The sequence below is a fragment of the Yoonia sp. 72 genome (assembly GCF_034652275.1).
GTDB lineage: Bacteria > Pseudomonadota > Alphaproteobacteria > Rhodobacterales > Rhodobacteraceae > Yoonia.
This window is the reverse complement of the sequence record NZ_JAXIWG010000003.1, coordinates 290,008-311,619: the sequence shown is the minus strand read 5'-3', so window position 1 is coordinate 311,619 and position 21,612 is coordinate 290,008. Positions and strand designations below refer to the sequence as shown.

Annotated in this window: 22 protein-coding genes; 10 read left to right on the top strand and 12 right to left on the bottom strand. The window is 63.5% G+C overall.

All coding sequences use genetic code 11. From position 1 onward, the window contains the following. Positions 1–34 precede the first annotated feature (34 nt). Both mnmD and VCK47_RS13905 read left to right on the top strand, forming a co-directional pair. A complete protein-coding gene (mnmD, locus tag VCK47_RS13910) occupies positions 35–715 on the top strand; it encodes a tRNA (5-methylaminomethyl-2-thiouridine)(34)-methyltransferase MnmD (RefSeq protein ID WP_322890278.1) in 681 nt (226 codons plus the stop codon). Beyond that, positions 705–1,580, top strand: coding sequence for a DMT family transporter (locus VCK47_RS13905; protein WP_322890279.1), 876 nt, complete (start codon positions 705–707; stop codon positions 1,578–1,580). Before mnmD ends, VCK47_RS13905 begins: the two co-directional genes overlap by 11 nt. A 30-nt stretch (positions 1,581–1,610) precedes the next feature. On the opposite strand, the gene VCK47_RS13900 is transcribed toward VCK47_RS13905, so the two are convergent. After that, positions 1,611–3,722 (bottom strand): lytic transglycosylase domain-containing protein, encoded by a 2,112-nt coding sequence (locus tag VCK47_RS13900; RefSeq protein ID WP_322890280.1) that lies wholly within the window; start codon positions 3,720–3,722, stop codon positions 1,611–1,613. Here VCK47_RS13900 and dapA point away from each other — a divergent pair. Then, on the top strand, positions 3,721–4,593 hold the full coding sequence (gene dapA, locus VCK47_RS13895; RefSeq protein ID WP_322890281.1) for a 4-hydroxy-tetrahydrodipicolinate synthase: 873 nt from the start codon (positions 3,721–3,723) through the stop codon (positions 4,591–4,593). The two genes, VCK47_RS13900 and dapA, sit on opposite strands and share 2 nt — an antisense overlap. A 6-nt stretch (positions 4,594–4,599) precedes the next feature. Here dapA and VCK47_RS13890 read toward each other — a convergent pair whose 3' ends face one another. Next, positions 4,600–5,796: a winged helix-turn-helix domain-containing protein gene (locus tag VCK47_RS13890; protein WP_322890282.1), complete on the bottom strand. Its 1,197-nt coding sequence runs from the start codon at positions 5,794–5,796 to the stop codon at positions 4,600–4,602. Positions 5,797–5,930: 134 nt separating this feature from the next. Between VCK47_RS13890 and smpB the strand changes: the two genes are divergently transcribed. The 4 genes from smpB (at position 5,931) to VCK47_RS13870 (ending at position 9,685) form a co-directional block, all read left to right on the top strand. Continuing rightward, positions 5,931–6,404 carry an SsrA-binding protein SmpB gene (gene smpB, locus VCK47_RS13885; RefSeq protein ID WP_322890283.1) on the top strand — a complete coding sequence of 158 codons (474 nt, stop codon included), beginning with the start codon at positions 5,931–5,933 and terminating at the stop codon, positions 6,402–6,404. A gap of 150 nt (positions 6,405–6,554) precedes the next feature. Further along, the gene (gene sseA, locus VCK47_RS13880) at positions 6,555–7,421 is read left to right on the top strand and encodes a 3-mercaptopyruvate sulfurtransferase (RefSeq protein WP_322890284.1); all 867 of its coding nucleotides are present in this window, start codon (positions 6,555–6,557) and stop codon (positions 7,419–7,421) included. Then, positions 7,421–8,605, top strand: a complete 1,185-nt coding sequence (locus VCK47_RS13875) for an amino acid aminotransferase (protein WP_322890285.1) — start codon at positions 7,421–7,423, stop codon at positions 8,603–8,605. Before sseA ends, VCK47_RS13875 begins: the two co-directional genes overlap by 1 nt. A 123-nt stretch (positions 8,606–8,728) precedes the next feature. Further along, positions 8,729–9,685, top strand: a complete 957-nt coding sequence (locus VCK47_RS13870) for an L-malyl-CoA/beta-methylmalyl-CoA lyase (RefSeq protein ID WP_322890286.1) — start codon at positions 8,729–8,731, stop codon at positions 9,683–9,685. A 10-nt stretch (positions 9,686–9,695) separates the two neighbouring features. On the opposite strand, the gene VCK47_RS13865 is transcribed toward VCK47_RS13870, so the two are convergent. Further along, positions 9,696–10,121, bottom strand: coding sequence for a hypothetical protein (locus VCK47_RS13865; protein ID WP_322890287.1), 426 nt, complete (start codon positions 10,119–10,121; stop codon positions 9,696–9,698). Between the two features lie 191 nt (positions 10,122–10,312). On the opposite strand from VCK47_RS13865, the gene VCK47_RS13860 reads away from it, so the two are divergent. Continuing rightward, on the top strand, positions 10,313–11,275 hold the full coding sequence (locus tag VCK47_RS13860) for an acetyl-CoA carboxylase carboxyltransferase subunit alpha (protein ID WP_322890288.1): 963 nt from the start codon (positions 10,313–10,315) through the stop codon (positions 11,273–11,275). Here VCK47_RS13860 and VCK47_RS13855 read toward each other — a convergent pair. Genes VCK47_RS13855 through VCK47_RS13845 form a run of 3 tightly spaced genes read right to left on the bottom strand, consistent with a single transcriptional unit; the run spans position 11,272 to position 13,570 of the window. Next, positions 11,272–12,009 carry a lysophospholipid acyltransferase family protein gene (locus VCK47_RS13855; RefSeq protein ID WP_322890289.1) on the bottom strand — a complete coding sequence of 246 codons (738 nt, stop codon included), beginning with the start codon at positions 12,007–12,009 and terminating at the stop codon, positions 11,272–11,274. The genes VCK47_RS13860 and VCK47_RS13855 overlap by 4 nt on opposite strands. Next, positions 12,006–12,899: a cell division protein FtsX gene (locus tag VCK47_RS13850; RefSeq protein WP_322890290.1), complete on the bottom strand. Its 894-nt coding sequence runs from the start codon at positions 12,897–12,899 to the stop codon at positions 12,006–12,008. Before VCK47_RS13850 ends, VCK47_RS13855 begins: the two co-directional genes overlap by 4 nt. Beyond that, positions 12,896–13,570 carry a cell division ATP-binding protein FtsE gene (locus tag VCK47_RS13845; RefSeq protein ID WP_322890291.1) on the bottom strand — a complete coding sequence of 225 codons (675 nt, stop codon included), beginning with the start codon at positions 13,568–13,570 and terminating at the stop codon, positions 12,896–12,898. The genes VCK47_RS13850 and VCK47_RS13845 overlap by 4 nt, the downstream gene beginning before the upstream one ends. 164 nt (positions 13,571–13,734) lie before the next feature. Between VCK47_RS13845 and VCK47_RS13840 the strand changes: the two genes are divergently transcribed. Further along, a complete protein-coding gene (locus VCK47_RS13840; protein WP_322890292.1) occupies positions 13,735–14,568 on the top strand; it encodes a zinc-ribbon domain-containing protein in 834 nt (277 codons plus the stop codon). On the opposite strand, the gene VCK47_RS13835 is transcribed toward VCK47_RS13840, so the two are convergent. From VCK47_RS13835 to argH, 5 genes are all read right to left on the bottom strand, one after another. Continuing rightward, the gene (locus VCK47_RS13835) at positions 14,559–17,141 is read right to left on the bottom strand and encodes a TIGR02302 family protein (RefSeq protein WP_322890693.1); all 2,583 of its coding nucleotides are present in this window, start codon (positions 17,139–17,141) and stop codon (positions 14,559–14,561) included. The two genes, VCK47_RS13840 and VCK47_RS13835, sit on opposite strands and share 10 nt — an antisense overlap. 43 nt (positions 17,142–17,184) lie before the next feature. Further along, on the bottom strand, positions 17,185–18,453 hold the full coding sequence (lysA, locus tag VCK47_RS13830; RefSeq protein WP_322890293.1) for a diaminopimelate decarboxylase: 1,269 nt from the start codon (positions 18,451–18,453) through the stop codon (positions 17,185–17,187). Positions 18,454–18,527: 74 nt separating this feature from the next. Continuing rightward, a complete protein-coding gene (locus tag VCK47_RS13825; RefSeq protein ID WP_322890294.1) occupies positions 18,528–18,866 on the bottom strand; it encodes a DUF2834 domain-containing protein in 339 nt (112 codons plus the stop codon). A gap of 1 nt (position 18,867) precedes the next feature. Then, positions 18,868–19,041 carry a hypothetical protein gene (locus tag VCK47_RS13820; RefSeq protein ID WP_322890295.1) on the bottom strand — a complete coding sequence of 58 codons (174 nt, stop codon included), beginning with the start codon at positions 19,039–19,041 and terminating at the stop codon, positions 18,868–18,870. Beyond that, a complete protein-coding gene (gene argH, locus VCK47_RS13815; RefSeq protein WP_322890296.1) occupies positions 19,038–20,426 on the bottom strand; it encodes an argininosuccinate lyase in 1,389 nt (462 codons plus the stop codon). The genes VCK47_RS13820 and argH overlap by 4 nt, the downstream gene beginning before the upstream one ends. Positions 20,427–20,440: 14 nt before the next feature. On the opposite strand from argH, the gene VCK47_RS13810 reads away from it, so the two are divergent. Next, the gene (locus VCK47_RS13810) at positions 20,441–21,001 is read left to right on the top strand and encodes a TlpA disulfide reductase family protein (RefSeq protein ID WP_322890297.1); all 561 of its coding nucleotides are present in this window, start codon (positions 20,441–20,443) and stop codon (positions 20,999–21,001) included. On the opposite strand, the gene VCK47_RS13805 is transcribed toward VCK47_RS13810, so the two are convergent. After that, positions 20,998–21,567: a YqgE/AlgH family protein gene (locus VCK47_RS13805; protein ID WP_322890298.1), complete on the bottom strand. Its 570-nt coding sequence runs from the start codon at positions 21,565–21,567 to the stop codon at positions 20,998–21,000. The two genes, VCK47_RS13810 and VCK47_RS13805, sit on opposite strands and share 4 nt — an antisense overlap. Positions 21,568–21,612: the final 45 nt, after the last annotated feature.

The following is a 21,612-nucleotide window of genomic DNA, read 5'->3' as shown; positions in this document are numbered from 1 at the left end:
CCCCAAAGATGCCTCTGACCTAGGGCAGACCGGCATGACAGACCAGACAGCAAAACTCGATTGGCGCGGCGGGGTGCCGATCGCGCGCGATTTCGACGACCCGTATTTCTCGCTCGATGACGGATTGGCGGAAACGCGGCATGTGTTTCTGGATGGCAACGACCTGCCTGCGCGGTTCGGCGGGGATCTGCGGATTGCCGAACTGGGCTTTGGCACGGGGCTGAACCTGCTGGTCACATGGGACGCATGGGTGCAGGCGGGCAGGCCCGGTGCGCTGGATTTCACCTCGTTCGAGGCCTTCCCGATGGCACCGGCGGATATGGCGACAGCGCTTGCGCATTTCCCGACACTTGCCGGCTATGCCGCGCGCTTGCTGGCGGCATGGACGCCGGACGCGGGGCGGATAGCGCTGGAGGACGGGCTGACGCTGCAGGTCATCATCGGCGATGCGCGCCGGACGCTGCCCGGCTGGCAAGGGTTGGCCGATATCTGGTATCTCGACGGCTTTTCCCCCGCCAAGAACCCCGAATTGTGGGAACCTGCGCTGCTGCAGGCGGTCGCGGCGCATACGCGCGCAGGCGGGACAGCCGCAACCTATAGCGCGGCGGGTCATATCCGGCGCGCATTGGCCGAGGCAGGCTTCACCGTCACCCGCCACCCCGGATATGGGCGCAAGCGGCACATGACCCGCGCAAGGATGCCAGATGCAGACTAATACGAGGCTCGGGATCATGCTGATGATCCTCACGACCTTCATCTTTGCGATCCAGGACGGGATTTCGCAGCATCTGGCCGCGAACAACAATGTGGTGATGATCGTGATGATCCGCTACTGGTTTTTCGCCGCTTTCGTCATCGCCATCGCACGGCGGCAATCGGGGTCGATCCGCGCGGCGGCACGCACGAAACAGCCGGTCCTGCAAATCGCGCGCGGCACACTGCTCGCGCTGGAAATCTGCGTGATGGTCACGGCCTTCGTCTATCTGGGACTGGTGGAGAGCCACGCGATCTTTGCCTGCTATCCGCTGCTGATCGCGGCGCTGTCCGGCCCCGTGCTGGGCGAAAGCGTGGGCTGGCGGCGCTGGGCCGCGATCGGGATCGGTTTCATTGGCGTGCTGGTGATCCTGCAACCGGGCTTTGCCGTGTTCTCGCCCGCCGCCGCGATCCCGCTGGCTTCGGCCTTCATGTTCGCGCTTTACGGGCTTTTGACGCGCTATGCGGCGCGGCAGGACAATACCACGACCTCGTTCTTCTGGACCGGCACATCGGGGGCGGTGGTGATGACCGTGGTCGGCGTCTGGTTCTGGGAACCGATGAGCGCATCCGACTGGCGCTGGATGATCACGCTCTGCATTACGGGTGCGGCGGCGCACTGGCTGCTGATCAAGGTCTACGAGGTCGCCGAAGCGAGTGCGGTCCAGCCTTTTGCCTATCTGCAACTGGTGTTCGCCAGCATCATCGGGGTCGGCCTGATGGGCGAAACGATCCGTCCCAACGTCGCCATCGGTGCCGCCATCGTCGTGGGTGCGGGGCTGTTTACGTTGTGGCGTGCCCGCCAGAAGGCCTCATCGTTAGAGTAAAAATATCCCCGCCGGAGGCTAGAAAGTTGTTTAATCCCGCACCGGCCGCGCCACCGGACGCAAGACCGGTTTCTGCCCGATCAGCAGCGCCGTAAACTGCACCGGCCCCGCTTGCCCGCTCAGCCGCGCCTGATAGACCGGCAGGCTTTCGGTGACGCGCTGCACGTAATTGCGGGTCTCGACAAAGGGGATATGTTCGATCCAGTCGACCACATCCATCTGCCGCAAGCGCGGGTCGCCGCGTTCACGCATCCAGGCCTGCGGGCGGCTTGGGCCTGCGTTATAACCTGCGGCGATCATCACCGGGCTGGGGCCGAATTCATCCTGTAGATAGGCCAGATAGGCCGCGCCCAGCGTCGCATTATACTGCCAGTCGCTGGTCAGGCGTGCGCGCGAGTAGGGCAGGTTCAGCCAGCCTGCGACCTCTTCCGCCGTGGCGGGCATGACCTGCATCAGGCCCAGCGCGCCCACAGGGCTCGCGATCCCGATGTTGAATTCGCTTTCGCGCCGCGCAATCGACAGGGCAAGGGCCGGATCAACCGGCAGGTCCATCCGCGCCAGATCATGCACAGGGTAATAGATTTCCGGCAAAACAGCGCCACGCGCCGCAGCGGTCTTGCCCAGCAACAGGGTATAATAATCCTCGCCAATGGACGAAAGATAAGCTCCCAGCGCGCGCAAGGCGTCAGGCTCCAGCCGTTCGCCGAGGGCGGCAAAGAAGGTCACGGCAGCCCCGCGTTCGCCACCCTCCAGCAGGATCAGCGCGGCGCGGGTCAGGTCATCCTCGAACACGGGCTCGCCTTGCCACGCGACATCCTCCCCGATCAGGGCCGCATCCAGCGGCCGGTTGATCCGTTCTGATGCCAAAAGGCCGTAGAAGGTCGTCTGATGCGCTGCCGCGCGCGCATAGGCAGCAACGGCAAGGTCAGTATTGCCCTTCACATCCTGCGCGCGCCCGATCCAGTAATTCATTCGCGCCACCGAAATCGGGCCCGACACACGCGCCGCCGCCGTTTCGAAATGCGTCAGCGCCTGCACCGGATCACCCTGATAGATCAGCGCGATATAGCCTGCGAGCCATTCGAGATCGGCAAAAGCCTCGCCTTCGGTCAGGAAATGGTTCGCCGCCAACGCGTAAGCCAGATCGGCACGGCCTTCGCGCATGTGCCAGCGCGCCAGCACCTGCCGGTAGCCCGACCAGCGGAACGGCTCCTGCAAGGCTGCCGCACTGGTCGATTGCGCGCGCAGTACCTCGGTCGCGTCGGTCCAGTCGCCGCGCGCGGCCAGCCAGCTATAGCGGGCATAAATCAGGCCGGGATTGTCGCGCAGCGCCGCTGGCACGGCATTGAACAGGGGCAGCATGTTGTCGGTGCCATTGGCATAGCCGATGCGCGCGGCGGTCAGGGCGCGTTGATCCTCGGGCAGGACCGGCAGCAGGCGCGCGGCATCGCTGGTGCGCCCGCGCCAAAGCAGCGCATCGGCGCGGGCGGCGTGCCAAGGGGCGAGCCTGTCTGCGAAACTGGCCATCATCACGGCATGGCCGTCTTCGTCCAGCCCCAGCGTCAGCCAAGCCTCGCGCAAGGCGGTCTCAGCCGCCTCGGCCTGCCCTGCGGCAGTCAGGGCCGCGACCAACCGGACGACACCTGCGCCTGTTGCGGGGGGTGCGGCGTCGAACCACGCAATGACGGTCTGCGGGTCAGTCTCAGGGGGGATCACCGCTTCGGCCGCGCGGCGCAGCTGGGTCAGCCCCGGCCAGTCGGGGCGGGCGGCGACAAAGGACAGGTAGTCGGCGAATTCAGCCTCGCCCGCGCGCAGGCGCAGCCAAGTCAGCACGTCGCGTGCGACCGGATCGGCATTTGTCGCCAGCAGGTAAGCGGCTTCCCAGTCGTCGCCCGCCACCGCGACGGCCGCCACGGCAGTCTGGTCGGCCCGCTGCGCCGCAACGGGCGCAGCAACAACGAAAGACAGAAGGCAGAGTGCCGAAAGACGCATCAGGATCACCGCTCTTGCTTGTTTTGGTGCAGGGTAAACCAGCCGCGCGCCAAGGCAACTGACAAACTTGGCAACAGGCGCAAAGGCGTCTAGGGTCCGCGCGATTTCGACCGGACGACTCAGCGTCCCGCACACAAGGAAATGTCGCATGTTCAAGGGTTCCATTCCCGCACTCGTCACACCGTTCGCAAACGGTCAGGTGGATGTTGCGACGCTGAAAAAGCTGGTGAACTGGCATGTGGAACAGGGCAGCCACGGCTTGGTGCCTGTCGGCACAACCGGCGAGAGCCCGACCCTGACCCATGAAGAACATGACATGGTGGTCGAGATCGTCGTGCAGGAGGCTGCAGGCCGTATTCCGGTCATCGCAGGTGCCGGATCGAACAACACGATCGAAACCGTGCGTCTGGTGCAGGCCGCCAAGAATGCCGGGGCCGATGCCGCCCTTGTGGTGACACCCTATTACAATAAGCCGACACAGGCCGGATTGATCGCGCATTTCACCGCCGCCGCCGATTGCGGCCTACCGGTCATCATCTACAACATCCCTGGCCGGTCCGCCGTGGATATGACCCCCGACACGATGGGCGAATTGGCACGGCACCCGATGATCGTGGGCGTCAAGGACGCGACCGGCGATCTGGCCCGCGTGCCCAAGCAGCGGCTGCGCTGCGGCACTGATTTCGTGCAATTGTCGGGCGAGGATGCCACCGCACTCGGCTTTAACGCGCATGGCGGGGTGGGGTGCATTTCGGTCACGGCCAACGTCGCCCCAGCGCTCTGTGCCGCGTTTCAGGAAAGCACCTTGGCAGGCGATTACGCCAAGGCCCTGACGCAACTTGACTGTCTGATGCCATTGCACGAGGCGATCTTTACCGAACCGGGTGTGGCGGGGGCGAAATACGGCATGTCGCTGCTGGGATTGTGTTCGGACGAGGTGCGCAGCCCGCTGACCCCGCTCACGGATGCGACCAAGGCCAAGATGCGCGCCGCGATGGTGCATGCGGGTCTGCTGGGCTAGCGGACATCACGCCAGCGGCTGTCGGAGCCAGTCAGGGTCGTAGATCACATCCTGACAGCCGCCAAACACGGCCGCACGGCGCAATTCCTGATCCAGCGCACGCAACCGCCCCGCACCAAGGCGGACCTCTGGTTCCGGCCAGAAGGCGCGCACCACCAGCGCGCCACCGGTGCGTTTCATATCGATCCGGCCGATGATCCTGTCCCCGTCCAGCACGGGAAAAACGTAATAGCCGTATTTGCGCTGTGCTGCGGGGACGAAAATCTCGATCCGGTAATGGAAGCCGAACAGGCGCTCGGCCCTTTTGCGGTCGCGCAGGGCGGGATCGAAAGGCGACAGGATCCGCAGGCGCGGCACGGGGGCGGCCAGCGGTGTATCGAGAAGATCAGCCCAAGCAAAGCTGCGCCGCAGGCTGCCATCGACACCCGCCACGTCGACCGCGATCACGCGCCCTTGCGCCAATGCTGCAGCGCACCAGTCGCGCGCCTCGGCGGGGGTGACGGTGGCCCAAAAGGCGGCAATCTCGCCACTGGTCGCAAACCCCAGCCTGTCCAGCGCGCCCGTGCAACACCAGTCGATCGTGTCGGTCGGGTCATGCCTGTGGTGCAGGTGCGCGGCGGGGATCACTCGCTCCGTCAGGTCGTAAACCTTGGTGAAACCGTCGCGTCGCAGCACCGACACGCGCCCCGTCCGCCACAGAAATTCCAGCGCGGCCTTGGACGGGTGCCAGTCCCACCAGCCCCCCGACCCACGGGTCTCGGACGGCCCGACATCGCCCGATGTGCAAGGACCGTGATCCGCGATCTGGCGCAGCACAATGTCCATGCGGCGATGAAAGTCGCCCCGCTGGGTGGCCTGCGACCGCGCCGACAGCCGCGCCTCGTCGCGCGCGAAACGCAGGCGCCAATGCGCAAAACTGTCTATCGGAATGACCGCCGCGTCATGGGTCCAGTGTTCGAACACCCGCCGGTCGCGGTGCAGCAGGTTTTGCAGAGCAGAGGGGCGATATTGCTGGCGGCGCGACCACAGGATCAGATCATGCGCGCGGGCGAATGTCGTGACGCTGTCCACCTGCACGAAACCGAGCCTGTCGATCACCGCGGCAAGACCGTCCCCCGTACCCGCACCGGAGGGCCGCTCTGCCAGCCCGTGCCGCGCCAGAAACACATGCCGCGCGCGGCGGTTGTCAAGCACGGGGATCACCGGCCCAACCTGCCTGATAACAGGGTGACGGGGGCTTGGACGGCAGATAACAGGGGCATTTCGGGCGTCCATCCTTGGTGCGGGCGCGCGCCCACCTTGTGCGTGTGACCGGCTTGGCCTATCTGAAGGCGACTATGGCCAAGAAAACCGAAAAGACAAACTACAAGGTCGTCGCCGAGAACCGGCGCGCGCGCTATGACTATGCCATCGAGGACGATATCGAGGTCGGGATCATCCTGACCGGGTCCGAGGTGAAATCCCTGCGCGTCGGCCAGTCCAATATCGCGGACAGCTATGCCTCGGTCGACAATGGCGAATTGTGGCTGACCAACGCCTATATCGCGCCTTACGAGCGCGCGATGTTCAGCCATGAGGAACGCCGCAAGCGCAAGCTGCTGGTCAGCCGCAAGGAATTGTCGCGGCTTTGGAATGCGACCAAGCGCGAAGGCATGACGCTGGTGCCGCTGGTTTTGTATTTCAACGACCGCGGTCTGGTGAAGCTCAAGATCGCGACGGCCAAGGGCAAGAAGAACCACGACAAACGTGCGACCGAGGCCGCCCGCGACTGGGGCCGGCAGAAGCAAAGGCTTTTGCGGCAGGGGGAGTAAGGGGCGCTGCCCCTCGGCCCGGACATGTCCGGACCTCACCCCGGAGTATTTTTGGAAAAAAGAAGATGCGGTCTAAGACGCGAGATGTGGTGCCTTGTTTCCATATGCCCTGCGCGCTAGTGACAGGGGAAGTGACCAAAGGGCAATGCGATGACCAAAACGGCGCCAGATGATCCCAAAACGCTTGTCAGCACTGACTGGCTGGCCGCGCATCTCAAAGACCCCGATCTGCGCATTCTGGATGCAAGTTGGTATCTGCCCGATGCAGGCCGGTCGGGTCTGGCAGAGTATCAGGCGGGCCATATTCCCGGTGCGCGGTTCTTTGATATCGACGAGATCAGCGATCTGCGCTCGGAACTGCCGCACATGGCGCCGCCGGTCGAGAAATTCATGTCGCGAATGCGCGCGATGGGTGTGGGCGACGGTCATCAGGTCGTGGTCTATGACGGGGCGGGGCTGTTTTCGGCCGCACGCGTCTGGTGGCTGTTCCGGCTGATGGGGCATGATGCCGTCGCCGTGCTGGATGGTGGCCTGCCCAAATGGGTGGCCGAAGGCAAGCCCGTCACCACCGCCCCGCCTGTGATCCGCGACCGCCACATGACGGTGCAGCGCCGTGCGCAGATGGTGCGCGATGTGACCGATGTGGCGCGTGCGGCCAAGCTGGGCGATCACACGATCATCGATGCGCGCGCGCCCGGGCGGTTCCGTGGCGAGACGCCGGAGCCCCGCCCCGGCATGCGGTCGGGTCATATTCCGGGATCGCGCAACGTGTTTTATCAGGACTTGCTGAATGCCGATGGCACGATGAAGCCAACCGCTGCGCTGCGTGCTGTTTTCACCGATGCGGGCGTCGATCTGGACAAGCCCGCGATCACGACCTGCGGGTCGGGGGTCACTGCGGCTGTGCTGTCGCTTGCCCTTGAACGGATCGGCAAGACCGATCACGCGCTATACGACGGGTCATGGTCCGAATGGGGCATGTATGCCGATCTTCCACTTGCAACCGGAGCCGCCTGATGCTGCACAACCTGAACCCGCAACCCGCCGACAAGATCCTGATGCTGATGGCCGAATACCGCGCCGATCCGCGCAGCAACAAGATCGACCTTGGCGTTGGCGTCTACAAGGATGCAACCGGCAATACGCCTGTGATGCGTGCCGTGAAAGAGGCCGAACGCCGGATTCTGGCGGATCAGACGACCAAGGCCTATACGGGACTGGCCGGTGATCCCGCCTTTGGGGCCGCGATCCGCGATCTGGTGCTGGGCGACAGTGTGTCCGCTGACCGCGTGGCCTGTGTTGCGACACCCGGTGGCACAGGGGCGATCCGGCAGGCGCTGGAACTGATCCGCATGGCGGCACCGAATGCCACTGTCTGGCTGTCGAACCCGACATGGCCGAACCATCCGTCGATCATCAAATATCTTGGCATGAAAATGGCCGAATACCGCTATTTCGACAACGCCACGCGCGGCGTGGATTTTGACGGGCTGATGTCCGATCTGGGCGCACTGAAGGCAGGCGATGTGGTGCTGCTGCATGGCTGCTGCCACAATCCGACAGGCGCGAACCTGACGGCAGAGCAGATGGCGCAGGTCATCGCGCTGATGCAGGACCGTGGCGCCGTGCCGTTTGTCGATATCGCCTACCAAGGCTTTGGCGACGGGCTGGAGGCTGACGCCCAGATCACCCGCCAGATCGCGGTTGCGTTTGACAACTGCCTGATCGCCGCAAGCTGTTCCAAGAACTTCGGCATTTACCGCGAACGCACAGGCGCGCTGATGGCGATTGCCAAGGACGCCGACCAGCAGGCACTGGCGCAACAGAACCTCGCCTTTCTGAACCGGCAGAACTATTCCTTTCCGCCCGATCATGGCGCACGGGTCGTTACCACAATCCTGACCGACCCCGCCTTGCGTGCCGAATGGGAGACGGAACTGGAAGAAACCCGCCTGTCCATGCTGGGCCTGCGCCAGCAACTGGCCGATGAATTGAAGCGCCTGACCAACACCGACCGTTTCGATTTTCTTGCCCATCATCGCGGGATGTTCAGCCGCCTTGGCGCGACGCCGGAACAGGTCGCCGCGATGCGGGCGGAGAACGGCATCTATATGGTGGGTGACAGCCGGTTCAACGTGGCAGGGCTGAACGCGCAAAGCGTGCCGGTGCTGGCGCAGGCGATTGTGACCGCAGGCGTCTGAGCCTGAACCGATGACAGGCGCGCAACCGCAATGCTGCGGTTGCAAACGCCCCTTGTGACCCGCTGCGCAATATAATACCCAACGGAAAACCCGTTGCGCAATTTTGCTACCCAGAGGATCGCCATGTCATTCCGCCTGCAGCCTGCCCCCCCTGCCCGTCCGAACCGTTGCCAGTTGTTCGGCCCGGGATCGAACACCAAGCTGTTTGCGAAAATGGCAGCGTCGGCGGCGGACGTCATCAACCTTGATCTGGAAGATAGTGTCGCGCCCTCGGATAAAGACAGCGCGCGGGCCAATGTGATCGAGGCGATCAATACCGTCGATTGGGGCACCAAGACGCTCAGTGTGCGGATCAACGGGTTAGACACGCCCTATTGGTACCGCGATGTCGTGGATGTGCTGGAACAGGCGGGCGACAGGCTGGACCAGATCATGATTCCCAAGGTCGGCTGCGCGGCCGATGTTTACGCTGTGGATGCACTGGTGACGGCCATCGAACGCGCCAAGGGGCGGACCAAGCCGATCAGTTTCGAGGTCATCATCGAATCGGCTGCCGGTATTGCCCATGTCGAAGAGATCGCCGCCAGCTCTCCGCGCATGGCGGCAATGTCGCTGGGCGCTGCGGATTTCGCGGCCTCGATGGGGATGCAGACCACCGGCATCGGCGGGACGCAGGAAAACTATTATATGCTGCATGGTGACACGCGGCATTATTCCGACCCGTGGCACTGGGCGCAGACCGCGATTGTTGCGGCCTGCCGGACGCATGGGGTGCTGCCGGTGGACGGCCCGTTTGGCGATTTCAGCGATGACGAAGGCTACCGCGCGCAGGCGCGCCGGTCGGCCACATTGGGCATGGTCGGCAAATGGGCGATCCACCCCAAGCAGATCGCGCTGGCCAACGAGGTGTTCACCCCGTCCGAGGCCGCCGTGACAGAGGCGCGCGAGATCCTCGCCGCGATGGAACAGGCCAAGGCGCGCGGCGAAGGGGCGACCGTCTACAAGGGGCGTCTGGTCGATATCGCCTCGATCAAGCAGGCCGAGGTGATCGTGCGCCAGTCCGAGATGATCGCGGGCTGACGCACAGGGGTTACTGGCCTGCCAGTGTCAGCAGACCGGCGTCGAACGCATTCCGGCAATCGGTGGCGTCAGTCATGACATCCTCGAACAACAGCGGGGTCAGCGTCATGCCGGGTCCGGCAAAGCGCATGTCGTCGCATTCGCCGTCACGCGCCCATTCGCTGCTGTCATCGCCAAAGTCGATGGTCCCGTCGGCCGCAACGCCACGCAGCGTCAGCTGACCGGCATTAAAGAAAGTCCGGCAATCGGACGCATCGCGCAGCACATCAGACGACAACAGCACGGTTTCTGTCATGCCCGGCCCGATAAAGCGCGGATCATCACATTCCCCGTCATTCGCCCACTCCCCACTATCGTCGCCAAAATTGATGTCCTGTGCCATGGCGGGGCCACCGGCAAGACAGGCAACAAAAGCAACAAGTCCCAAAACACGCATCTGATTCTCCTGCAGATATTGAACGCGGCTCATCCATAACTGATTGCCAACGATGTACAATCCATAAATTGAACTACGTTCACTATTTTTCGCAATGCCTGCCGACACCCCCGCAGCGTGGCGCGTCGCACATTGCCTTCACCTGCGGCATGGGCCATATAAATGCAGATGTTGAAAAAGGCCCGGCACCCATGACCCTGTACCTCGACTTTGAAAAACCCCTCGCCGAAATCGAAGGAAAGGCCGAGGAATTGCGCGCGATGGCGCGGGACACCCCCGAGATGGATGTGTCCAAAGAGGCCGCAGCGCTTGACAAGAAGGCAGGCGAATTGCTGACCTCGCTTTATGCCAACCTGTCGCCCTGGCGCAAATGCCAGGTGGCCCGCCACCCCGAACGCCCCCATTGCATCGACTATATCGAGGCTTTGTTCACCGAATTCACTCCGCTTGCCGGCGATCGCAATTTCGCCGACGACCATTCCGTCATGGGCGGCATGGCGCGGTTCAACGACATGCCGGTCATGGTCATCGGCCATGAAAAGGGCAATGACACCAAATCGCGCATCGCGCGCAATTTCGGCATGGCCCGCCCCGAAGGATACCGTAAGGCGATCCGCCTGATGGATCTGGCCGACCGTTTCGGCCTGCCCGTCATCACGCTGGTTGACACCCCCGGTGCCTATCCCGGTAAAGGCGCCGAAGAACGCGGCCAGTCCGAGGCGATTGCCCGGTCCACGGAAAAATGTCTGGCGCTGAAGGTGCCGCTGATCAGCGTCATCATCGGTGAAGGCGGATCAGGCGGCGCTGTCGCTTTTGCTTCGGCCAACCGTGTCGCGATGCTGGAACATTCGGTCTATTCGGTCATCAGCCCCGAAGGCTGCGCCTCGATCCTGTGGAAGGATTCCGAAAAGATGCGCGAATCCGCCGAAGCCCTGCGCCTGACCGCCAAAGACCTGCACGAACTGGGTGTCTGCGACAAGATCATCGCCGAACCCAAAGGCGGCGCGCACCGCGATCCTGCCATGGCCGTCAAGGCCGTGGGCGAGGCGATGAAATCCATGCTGGCCGAACTGACCGGCAAATCCGGCGACAAACTGCGCAAGGACCGCCGCGACAAATACCTGGCGCTTGGCAGCAAGGGGCTGGCGGCCTAGGCCGACCGCAAGGGGAAACCCGCCTCTGCGGCCAGACGGTCAGAGGCGGTTTCGATCTCGGTCTCCAGCCGCACCATGAAATCCGCAATCTCCAGCCCCGGTTCGATCCGGGGCAGAAATTCGAACACTGCCGTGCCTTTGTGGCGGTAAACGCCGCGCTTGGGCCAGAACACGCCCACATTGGTGGCCACCGGCACAACCGGCTGACCCAGTTCACGATAGAGCGCACCGGTCCCGATCTTGTAAGGTGCCTTGACCCCCGGCGCGATGCGCGTGCCTTGCGGATAGATGATGAGCTGCCCCGGCATGGCACGCCCGGCCTGCACATCGGCCACCATCTGCTTGATCGCCTGCCCACGCTTGCCGCGATCCACGGGAATGCAGCCGATGCGCAGACCGAACTGGCCGATCACGGGGGCATATTTCAGGATCGCCTTGAAGATGAACTTGCCGCGCGGCATGGCGCCATAAATCATCAGCACGTCCAGAAACGACTGGTGCTTGGGCGCGACCATCACCTCATCCGTGGGCGGCGTGCCGCGGATTTCGGTTTTCAGCCCGATCATCCAGCCCGCCGTCCAGCGCACCCAGCGGCAATAGGCGTGACAGGCGGCAATGGCCCCTTCGCGCGACCAGATCGCGGCAGGCAGGTAAAGGATGCCGATGACCAGCATGGCGACATACATTTGCGCATTGAACACCAACGACCGCAGCCATTGTATCGCGTAACTCATGTCTGTTCCTTCAGCCTGCGAAATGCGGCTGCCCGTGTCGCCGCGAAGGCCACGATAGCCGACAAAAGCGGAATCGCCAGCGGCCAAATCCAGTCAAGCCCGACAAATCCGAAAGGCGTGCCGCTGCCCCCCGCGACATCGGCCTGCGGCAACCCTTGCAGCGCCACCAGCGCCAGCACAGTACCCAGGATCGCGCCCAGCCCCGCACGCAGGGTGAACCGCCGCACAAAAGCCCGCGCGATATAGGCATCCCGCGCGCCGACCAGACGCAACACGCGGATCACCTGCGCATTCGCGGCAAGGGACGCATGTGCCGCCAGCGTGATCATCGCGGCCATGACGGCCCCGATCAAGGCCAGCACGCTCCACCCTACCAGACGCAACCGCTGGGCGGCAGCCAGCAAGGGTTCACGCCATGCGCCATGGTCGTCCAGAACGGCCCCCGGCACCTCGGCCTGCAGGCGGGCGCGCAGGCCCTCGGCGTCGTAACCCTCCTCATCAGGCAGGATCTCGATGAGCTGCGGCACGGGCAGGGATTCCACGGGAATATCCGGCCCGAACCACGGGGCGAGCAAGGCGCGCTGTTCATCCGCCTCCAGCACCCGGGCAGAGGCAACGCCGATTGTCGTCTGCAAGACGTTCACGGCGGCGCGCAACGCCTCGTTGGTTTCATCCAGATCCGCAGGCAAGCGCAGCGTCGCGGATTGCGCCAGATCGTCGGCCCAGCCACTGGCCAGCCGCCCCGCCGTCAGCGACAGCGCCAGCGCAAAGACCGCCAGAAATGCCATCGCCGCCGCGACAAACACCGTCAGACGTGCGGAAATACCCGTAGGTGGCACCGCGCGGTCGGCCAGAGGGTCGCCCATAATCAGCGCAAGAACGTTCTTCACAGATCCGCCCCCGCCTGCACCAGCTGCCCGCCCTTGAGCCGCAGGACACGCGCATTCACGTCCGATTTCATCGACCGGATCATCGCCAGATCATGCGTGGCGATCAGGATCGTCTTGCCCATGCGGTTCAGTTCGACCAACAGGGCAAGCAGGCGCTGGGACATTTCCCAATCGACATTGCCGGTGGGTTCATCCGCGATCACCACATCGGGCGACATGATGACGGCGCGCGCCAGTGCCGCGCGCTGGCGTTCACCGCCTGACAGCTGCGGCGGGCGCTGGCCTGCCTGCGGGCCAAGGCTGACCCATGCCAGCAATTCGGCCAGATTGTTCTGCGCATCCGCGATCCGGTCGGCGACGGTCAGCGGCAGCGCGATGTTTTCCGCAATCGACAGGTGATCAAGAAACTGGCAGTCCTGATGGACGACCCCGATCCGTCGGCGTGCCATTGCCACCTCGTCGCGCGTCAGGGCGGCGGCATCCTGCCCAAACAGGCGCACCTTGCCGCTGTTCGCACGCAGATCGGCATAGCACAAGCGCAGCAGGGTGGTTTTCCCAGCCCCTGACGGGCCGGTCAGAAAATGGAACGACCCCGGCGCCAGCTTGAGCGACAGCCCTGTAAACAAGGCCGTTCCCCCATATCCATAAGACACGTTGTCGAGTTCTATCACGATCTTTCCTTTGCCTGTCGCCGCTGTATTGCCGAAAACCATGCCGGGATTCAATGACACCTTCGCCGGGTCTTGCGCTAATCCTTGCGTTTGACAGGGTCATCGCTAGATTGGCGCGGGTTACAACACCAAATCGACGTCGCCGGATCAGAGGGTTGAGTAGAATGCGTTTGATATGTCCCAACTGCGGCGCACAATACGATGTCGCCGACGATGCGATCCCATCTGGCGGACGGGATGTGCAATGCTCCAGCTGCAATTACACATGGTTCCAGACCGGCGCGAAATCGGGGGCATTGCCCGGCCCCAAGATGCCCGACCCTGCAGTGCAGCAGGATGCGCCGCCTGCGCGCAAACCGGTCGATCCCTCGATCAGCGACATCCTGCGCGAAGAGGCCGCGCGCGAACAAAAGCTGCGCGCCTCCGGGACCGGCAGCCCGCCCAAGACACAAGATGATACCGTGCCCAAGCCCGCTGTCGATGCCGATGAAACACGCCGCCGGATCGCCCAGATGACCGAAGCCGAGGGTGGCGTGCGCGTCGCTGCCGCTCCGAAACCCGCAGAACCCGTGCGCGCCGCCACGACCCGCACGGAACCGGACGCGCCCCGCGTGATCATCCCGCAGCCTCAACCAGAACCAGAACCACACACAGACACCAACCCGCGCGACATGCCCAGCATGAACGACATCAACAGCAGTCTGCGCGCCCGGTCACAAACCGCCGAACCGCAATTGACATCCACAGAGCAGGAAGAGGTCGTCAAGCGGCGCGGGTTCCGGCGTGGCTTTGCCTTTGTGCTTCTGGTTTTCGCGATCCTTCTTGCACCTTACGTCTTCGCGGATCAGATCACCGAGAGTTTCCCGCAAACGCAAAGCGCGATGACGGCCTATGTAACCACAATCGATGACCTGCGCCTGTCGCTCGACCGTGCCGTGTCGTCGTTGACCGACAGCGTCACAAACAGTGCTGCAGAGGACCAGCCCGCTCAGAACTGACCAAGCAGACGGCGCAGGTAATCGCGTTCGACTTCGGGGCGGTCCTGTTCGGCTGACCGGCGGCGGATTTCGTCCAAAAGCTCGGCGGCGCGGCGGTTGATATCGAGCCCGCCCAAAAGGTTCTGATCGGTGCCCATCTGGCCAGTGTTGCCGGTTTCGCGACCCAGCGGGTCACGCTGGCCTGGCACAGCACGCCCTGCCGCTTCGCCCTGTTCACCTTGCTGACCGGGCTCGCCGGTCTGCCCTTCGGCCAGAGCCTGACCCAATTCGCGCATCCCGTTGCGCAAAGCATCCAGCGCCTCGGCCTGCCGGTCGATCGCTTCAGCCAGATCACCACCGCGCAAGGCCTCTTCGGCGCCTTCCATCGCACCTTCGGCACGGTCGAGAGAATTGCGTGCAGCCTCGCCTGCGTCACCGGGCAGGTTGGGCAAGCCATCACGCTGGCGCTGCAATTCCTGTCGCAGCGCCTGCTGGCGGTCGCTCAGGCTGCGCGGGTCGCTGCCCGAACCTTGGCCGTCTTCACCTTGCTGCCCGCCCTGACCTTGGCCCTGCTGCTGGCCGTTCTGACCTTGCTGGCCCGGTTGGTCACCATCCTGACCTTGCTGGCCGTCTTGTTGGCCGTCCTGACCTTGCTGGCCTGGTTGCTGACCCTGCTGACCCTGATTGAAACCTTCCTGCAGCTCGCGGAACGCATCATCGGACAGGTCCTGCTGGTCACGCAATGTTTCGGCCAGATCCTGCATCGACTGCTGGCCCGGCATCGGCGGGCCGTCGCCCCCTTCGCCCTGCGTGACGCGCATGTTTTCCATCAGGCGGTTCAGCTCTTCCATCAGCGCCTGCGCTTCTTCCATCCGGCCTTCCTGCATCAGCTCTTCGATCCGGTCCATCATGGCCTGCAGATCGCTCATCGACATTTCCATGCTGTTTTCGCTGTTGTCGGCCTGATCGGTGCCGTCGCCAGGTTCGGCCTGTTCGGCCAGCATGCGCATGTAATCGTTGGTCGCTTCGCGCAACTCCTGCATCAGTTCTGCAATTTCGGCATCGGACGCCCCGTTGCGCATCGCCTCGGCCAGCCGTTCCTGCGCGCGGCGCAGACGCTCGCGGGCATCGGCAAGGCGGCCATCTTCCAGCTGGATGGCAAGGTCCCAAAGGGCGGTTACAATCTCGGCCTGTGCCTCGTCATCCATACCGACCAGCATCGTGTTGTCGATCCGCCGGATGATCGTGCGCAGGCGCAGATACATGGTTTCAGAGGTAAAAATATCCTCGGGCCTGTGCGACACGGCGCGCAAGATCTGCCCGACACGGCGGGCGTTGTCGCGCGACCACATCAGGTCACGACGCTGTTCGATCACCGCGCGGGCGAAGGGTTGGAAAAACCGGCGCCCCGGCAAGATCAGGGGTTCCGGCGCTGTCGTCGCGGTCTGGCCGGCCGCATCAGTCACTGACAGTTGCAGCGTCACCGGCAGGTTCGCCAGAGGATGCTCGCTGAGGTTTTCGACAAGAAATGCGTCGAACTCTGTCCTGTCGCCTGTGAACGGCATCGGTAGGTCCAGCACAAGCGGGGCGATCGGATCAGGGTCGGTGGTCAAACCATGCACCCGCTCTACCGCCGCCAAATCCAGCGCGATCGTCGCGGTCCCGCTTTCGATGCCATAGTCATCCGTCGCGCGGAACGGCTGCGACATCTCGCCCATCGCGTCAGAGGTAATCGGGTCGGTCAGCGTAACGAACGGCGGCTCGTCCGCTACGGCTGTCACGGTCCAACGCCGCCCGTTTTCGCCGTCCAGCGCGAACGTGCCGGAATAGACGATGTCGAACTGCTGCTGACCATCGGAAAGTGGCGTGACCTCTTCCCCGCGGCCAGAGACGTCCTCGATCAGGCTGATCCTGCCGTTGTCGCCATAGACCCGCAGTGTGACCCTGCTGCCCTCAGGCACCCGCAGCGGTCCTTCGGGAATGTCGTTGAGATACAGCGACGGGCGGCCCGTATAGGCGGGCGGTTCGACCCAGCCTTCCCAGATCGGGCCCGAAGCCATCGCAGCCGATGGTCCCGTCACGATGTCACCGACCGATGCGACCCGCAAGAACGATCCGAACAACAGGGCCGTGACAAAGAACAGGACCGCGATGAACCGCAGGCCGTACGGGTCGCGGTCCGCGATGCGCAGATCGGGTTCGACAGCGCGGGCAGATTTCGTACGCTCGGCCATGCGCGCGACATGCGCCTGCCAGACCGCGACAGAGGCCGGATCTGATGCGCCGATGGCCTGCACATCCGCCACAGCCGCAATCGGGCGACCCGGCATGGCGGCATCGACGCGGGCCAGCGCCTCGGTCGTGGTGGGCATATGGAACCGCCGAGCGCCCCAGACCAGCGCAGCAACGAAGGCCACGCCGCCGACGCCAGCGAAAGCCCCGACCACCTCGAGCGGCAGGATATCCTGCCAGCCCATCATCAGCGGCGCGAGGCAGAGAAACCCGATGGTCCAGACCGGCCAGAAACAGCGTACCGCGTTTTCAGCCGCCATCCCTACCCGCGTGAGGCGGACAGGCAAGCGCAGGTGGCGCATCTGGTCGGAAATTTGTGTCAGCGTCACTCTCCGCTTGGTTGGGTCAGTCCAGCCATTCCGGCAGGCTATCGCGTGCGATCATTTCTTCATAGCTAGGACGCTTGCGGATAACTGCAAATTGATCGCCATGAACCAGCACTTCGGGGATCAAGGGGCGGGAATTGTATTCCGAAGCCATGACCGCACCATAAGCGCCCGCAGACCGGAATGCGACAAGATCGCCCGCCTGCATCGGCGGAAGATCGCGCCCTTTGGCAAAGGTGTCGCCGCTTTCACAGACAGGTCCGACGATATCATAGCGCGCAGGGTCCGTGCCGGGGGCGGGTTCGACCACGGGGACAATATCGTGCCATGCATCGTACATCGCAGGGCGGATCAGATCGTTCATCGCGCCATCAAGGATCAGGAAATCACGATCCTCGCCGGATTTGACATAGATGACCTGCGACACCATCAGCCCCGCATTGCCAGAAATCAGGCGGCCCGGTTCGATCTCGATCTCGCACCCCAGATGGCCCAAGGTCCGTTCGATCATCGCGCCATAATCGGACGGCAGCGGCGGCGCCTCATTCGAGCGGGTGTAAGGGATGCCAAGGCCACCGCCCAGATCAAGGCGGGTGATCTCGTGCCCGTCGGCGCGCAGGGCTTCGGTCAATTCCGCAACCTTGGCATAGGCGGCCTCGAACGGGGCAAGCTCGGTCAGTTGTGACCCGATATGCACGTCGATGCCCACGACCTTCAGCCCCGGCAGGGTGGCGGCCAGCGCGTAAACCTCGCGCGCACGCGAAATGGGGATGCCGAATTTGTTTTCCGATTTGCCGGTGGCGATTTTCGCATGCGTCTTGGCATCGACATCGGGGTTGATGCGCAGGGTGATGGGGGCAATCTTGCCTAGCGACCGCGCCACGGCGTCAAGTGCGATCATTTCTGGCTCGCTCTCGACGTTGAACTGGCGGATGCCGCCTTCGAGCGCGAGGCGCATTTCATCCGCCGTCTTGCCCACGCCCGAAAACACGATTTTTTCACCCGGCACCCCTGCGGCCTTGGCGCGCAGATATTCGCCGCCCGATACCACATCCATGCCCGCGCCCGCCTGCGCCAGCACCCGCAGGACGGCGATGTTGGACAGCGATTTCATCGCAAAACAGACCAGATGGTCGGCAAAGCCCAAAGCATCGTCGAACAGCTGGAAATGCCGCGTCAGGGTCGCGGTAGAATAGACATAAAACGGCGTGCCAACAGCGGCGGCGATGTCGGCGATGGCGACATCCTCGGCATAAAGCGCGCCGTTGCGGTAAAGAAAATGATCCATGCCTTGCGGCCCTTATCCAGCGTCATGTCGGGGACATAGCAGAGCCGCGCCAAAGACCAAGCCCGCAAAAAGTATCAGTAGTTGCGCACCTTGTGTTTGTCGCGCGTATAGACGACGCGGCTGCGCAGATAGAGGTAAAGCGGCAACCCGCAGCTGACCCCGATCATGAAGGTCGCGGGGATGGCCAACAGGCTCAGGAAGTTGCGGGTCGACAGGGATTCGTAGATCACCCAGACGGTCAGCGTCACCGCCGCGACAGTCAGATCCCAGACCAGACCGCTGGTCGCGGCATTGGCGTGCCATGCATCGACCATCGCCATGATGTCCCATGTGTTCGCCTGGAACCACGAGATGAAATAATACATCGGGTGGATCGTGCCCCAGACCGCGAGCGCCAGCCAGACATTGCGCATCTTACAGCCCCAACCCGACCGAGAACGTACCGTTGCTGGCCCCGACACTGGCGTTCGTGGAAACGCCGCCTGTCCCGACGCTAAGGCCGACATTGGCATTGGGGGTCATCGGCGGCGCGTCAGCGCCACAGGCGGCAAGTGCGGTCATCACCGCGATCAGGGCAAGGCGTTTCATGTCAGAACCTCTTTCCAGGCTGCGATCCGTGCGCGGACCTGTGCAGGCGCCGTGCCACCGTAGCTTGTGCGCGAAGCGACCGAATTTTCAACCCCCAAGACGTCGAACACGTCCTGCCTGATGCCCGCATGCACGCCCTGCATATCCGCAAGGGTCAGGTCCGGCAGGTCGCAGCCTTTGGATTCGGCCAGTGCCACCAGCGATCCGGTGACGTGATGCGCCTCGCGGAACGGCAGGCCCAGTTCGCGCACCAGCCAGTCAGCCAGATCGGTGGCGGTGGAAAACCCGCTGCTGGCGGCCGATTTCAGCACATCGCGGTTGGCGGTCATGTCGGCCACCATGCCCGTCATCGCGGCCAGCGCCAGCATCAGGCTGTCGGCGGCGTCGAAGGTCTGTTCCTTGTCTTCCTGCATGTCCTTGGAGTAGGTCAGCGGCAGACCTTTCATCACCGTCATCAGCGCGACATTGGCCCCGAAAATCCGCCCGATCTTGGCGCGGATCAGTTCAGCCGCGTCAGGATTGCGTTTCTGCGGCATGATGGATGATCCGGTGGACCATTTGTCCGACATCTTCACGAACCGGAATTGCGCCGACGACCAGATCACCAGTTCTTCGGCCAGACGGCTGAGATGCATCGCACAGATGCTGGCAGCCGCCAGAAACTCCAGCGCGAAATCGCGGTCGCTGACAGCGTCGAGCGAATTGGCCATCGGGCCGTCAAAGCCCAAGGCTTCGGCTGTCATGTGCCGGTCGATCGGGAAGGACGTGCCCGCCAGCGCCGCCGCGCCCAAAGGCGACAGGTTCATACGTTTGCGCGCATCGGCGAAACGGCCACGGTCCCGCGCCAGCATTTCAACATAGGCCAGCATGTGATGGCCCCATGTCACCGGTTGGGCGGTCTGCAAATGGGTGAAGCCGGGCATCACCCAATCCGCCCCCGCCTCTGCCTGACCGAGCAAGGATTGCTGTAAAGCCGCAAGCGCCGCATCCGCCTGATCGCATTGATCGCGAACCCAAAGCCGGAAATCCACCGCCACCTGATCGTTGCGCGACCTTGCGGTGTGCAACCGCCCTGCCGGTTCGCCGATCAATTCGCGCAGGCGGGACTCCACGTTCATGTGGATATCTTCCAACGCGGTCGAGAACGGGAAATCGCCCGTTTCAATCTCTGACAATACAGTGAGAAGGCCTTTCCGGATCGCCTCCGCATCTGTATCTGAGATGATGTCACAGGCGGCCAACATGGCGGCATGGGCTCGCGACCCGGCGATGTCTTGCGGTGCCAGACGGCGGTCGAACCCGATCGAGGCGTTGATCGCCTCCATGATCGCGTCCGGTCCGGCGGCGAAACGGCCACCCCACATCGTGTTAGCGGTCTTGGTCATGAAGGAATGCGCCCATGCGTCAGTTACTGTCAGCCCTGCTTTATACGGCCCTGCTGGGCGTTGCAAACCTTGGCGCGGCCCAACCCGCCGATATCGCCGACCTGCGCGAAGGCGACATGCGCAAGCTGGTATTTCATGCAGCCCCCATCGCGACGACAGACGAGGCCTTCACCCACGAGGACGGCAGCGAGATGGTGCTGGCCGATCTGCAGGGGCGCTATGTCGTGCTGAACTTCTGGGCGACATGGTGCGCGCCCTGCCGGATCGAGATGCCGCATCTGTCCGCATTGCAAAGCGACCTTGGCGGCGATGACTTCGAGGTCGTGACCATCGCCGTCGGTCCCAACCCCCTGCCCGCGATGCAACGCTTTTTCGATGAAATCGGCGTCGACAACCTGCCGCTGCACACCGATGCCCGCCAGCGGTTTGCCCGCAGCATGGGGGTGCTGGGCCTGCCCGTGACCCTGATCCTTGACCCCGAAGGCATGGAAATTGCCCGTATGCAGGGCGAGGCGGACTGGTCCAGCGACAGCGCGGTCGCGATCATCACCGCGCTGCTGGATGATCCCAGCTAGGCGTGGCCCGCCGTCGCCGACAACAGCAGCGGGTCAATGCCAAGCAGTTTCAGCGCGCCGGACCATTTATGCTCGTTCGCGCGGCCAAAGACGATATCGTCGCGCGGATCGCAGGTCAGCCAGCCGTTCTGGCGGATCTCGCGTTCCAGCTGCCCCGGCCCCCAGCCTGCATAGCCCAAAGCCAGCATCGCCTGCGCGGGGCCGCGGCCTGCGGCGATGTCTTCCAGCACGTCCATCGTCGCGGTCATGCCGATTTCGTCACTGACCACCAAGGTGCCCAGCCCGGATGTGTAATCGGTCGAATGCAGCACAAAGCCCCGCGCGGTTTCGACCGGGCCACCCTGATGCACGCCAATGTCAGGCGTATCAGCGCCATGGGCCAGCTGCATCTGGTCCAGCAAATCGGTGAACCTGATCTGCGTCTGGGGTTTGTTGACGATCAGGCCCATGCCGCCCTCATCCGAATGCGCGCAGATATAGATCACGCTTTTGGCAAAGCGCGGGTCGGCCATGTCGGGCATAGCGATCAGCAGCTTTCCGGCAAGATGGGTGACGGCTTGGTCCATGCGCGCAGAATGCGGTTGGGCGGTGTTTCGTGCAAGTCACATCAT

Excerpts from the sequence above, each read along its gene's own strand:
- mnmD (WP_322890278.1), top strand. The coding sequence starts at position 35 with ATGACAGACCAGACAGCAAAACTCGATTGGCGCGGCGGGGTGCCGATC.
- VCK47_RS13905 (WP_322890279.1), top strand. The coding sequence starts at position 705 with ATGCAGACTAATACGAGGCTCGGGATCATGCTGATGATCCTCACGACC.
- dapA (WP_322890281.1), top strand. The coding sequence starts at position 3,721 with ATGTTCAAGGGTTCCATTCCCGCACTCGTCACACCGTTCGCAAACGGT.
- VCK47_RS13900 (WP_322890280.1), bottom strand. The coding sequence starts at position 3,722 with ATGCGACATTTCCTTGTGTGCGGGACGCTGAGTCGTCCGGTCGAAATC.
- smpB (WP_322890283.1), top strand. The coding sequence starts at position 5,931 with ATGGCCAAGAAAACCGAAAAGACAAACTACAAGGTCGTCGCCGAGAAC.
- sseA (WP_322890284.1), top strand. The coding sequence starts at position 6,555 with ATGACCAAAACGGCGCCAGATGATCCCAAAACGCTTGTCAGCACTGAC.
- VCK47_RS13875 (WP_322890285.1), top strand. The coding sequence starts at position 7,421 with ATGCTGCACAACCTGAACCCGCAACCCGCCGACAAGATCCTGATGCTG.
- VCK47_RS13870 (WP_322890286.1), top strand. The coding sequence starts at position 8,729 with ATGTCATTCCGCCTGCAGCCTGCCCCCCCTGCCCGTCCGAACCGTTGC.
- VCK47_RS13865 (WP_322890287.1), bottom strand. The coding sequence starts at position 10,121 with ATGCGTGTTTTGGGACTTGTTGCTTTTGTTGCCTGTCTTGCCGGTGGC.
- VCK47_RS13860 (WP_322890288.1), top strand. The coding sequence starts at position 10,313 with ATGACCCTGTACCTCGACTTTGAAAAACCCCTCGCCGAAATCGAAGGA.
- VCK47_RS13855 (WP_322890289.1), bottom strand. The coding sequence starts at position 12,009 with ATGAGTTACGCGATACAATGGCTGCGGTCGTTGGTGTTCAATGCGCAA.
- VCK47_RS13840 (WP_322890292.1), top strand. The coding sequence starts at position 13,735 with ATGCGTTTGATATGTCCCAACTGCGGCGCACAATACGATGTCGCCGAC.
- VCK47_RS13835 (WP_322890693.1), bottom strand. The coding sequence starts at position 17,141 with ATGCGCCACCTGCGCTTGCCTGTCCGCCTCACGCGGGTAGGGATGGCG.
- lysA (WP_322890293.1), bottom strand. The coding sequence starts at position 18,453 with ATGGATCATTTTCTTTACCGCAACGGCGCGCTTTATGCCGAGGATGTC.
- VCK47_RS13825 (WP_322890294.1), bottom strand. The coding sequence starts at position 18,866 with ATGCGCAATGTCTGGCTGGCGCTCGCGGTCTGGGGCACGATCCACCCG.
- VCK47_RS13820 (WP_322890295.1), bottom strand. The coding sequence starts at position 19,041 with ATGAAACGCCTTGCCCTGATCGCGGTGATGACCGCACTTGCCGCCTGT.
- argH (WP_322890296.1), bottom strand. The coding sequence starts at position 20,426 with ATGACCAAGACCGCTAACACGATGTGGGGTGGCCGTTTCGCCGCCGGA.
- VCK47_RS13810 (WP_322890297.1), top strand. The coding sequence starts at position 20,441 with ATGCGTCAGTTACTGTCAGCCCTGCTTTATACGGCCCTGCTGGGCGTT.
- VCK47_RS13805 (WP_322890298.1), bottom strand. The coding sequence starts at position 21,567 with ATGGACCAAGCCGTCACCCATCTTGCCGGAAAGCTGCTGATCGCTATG.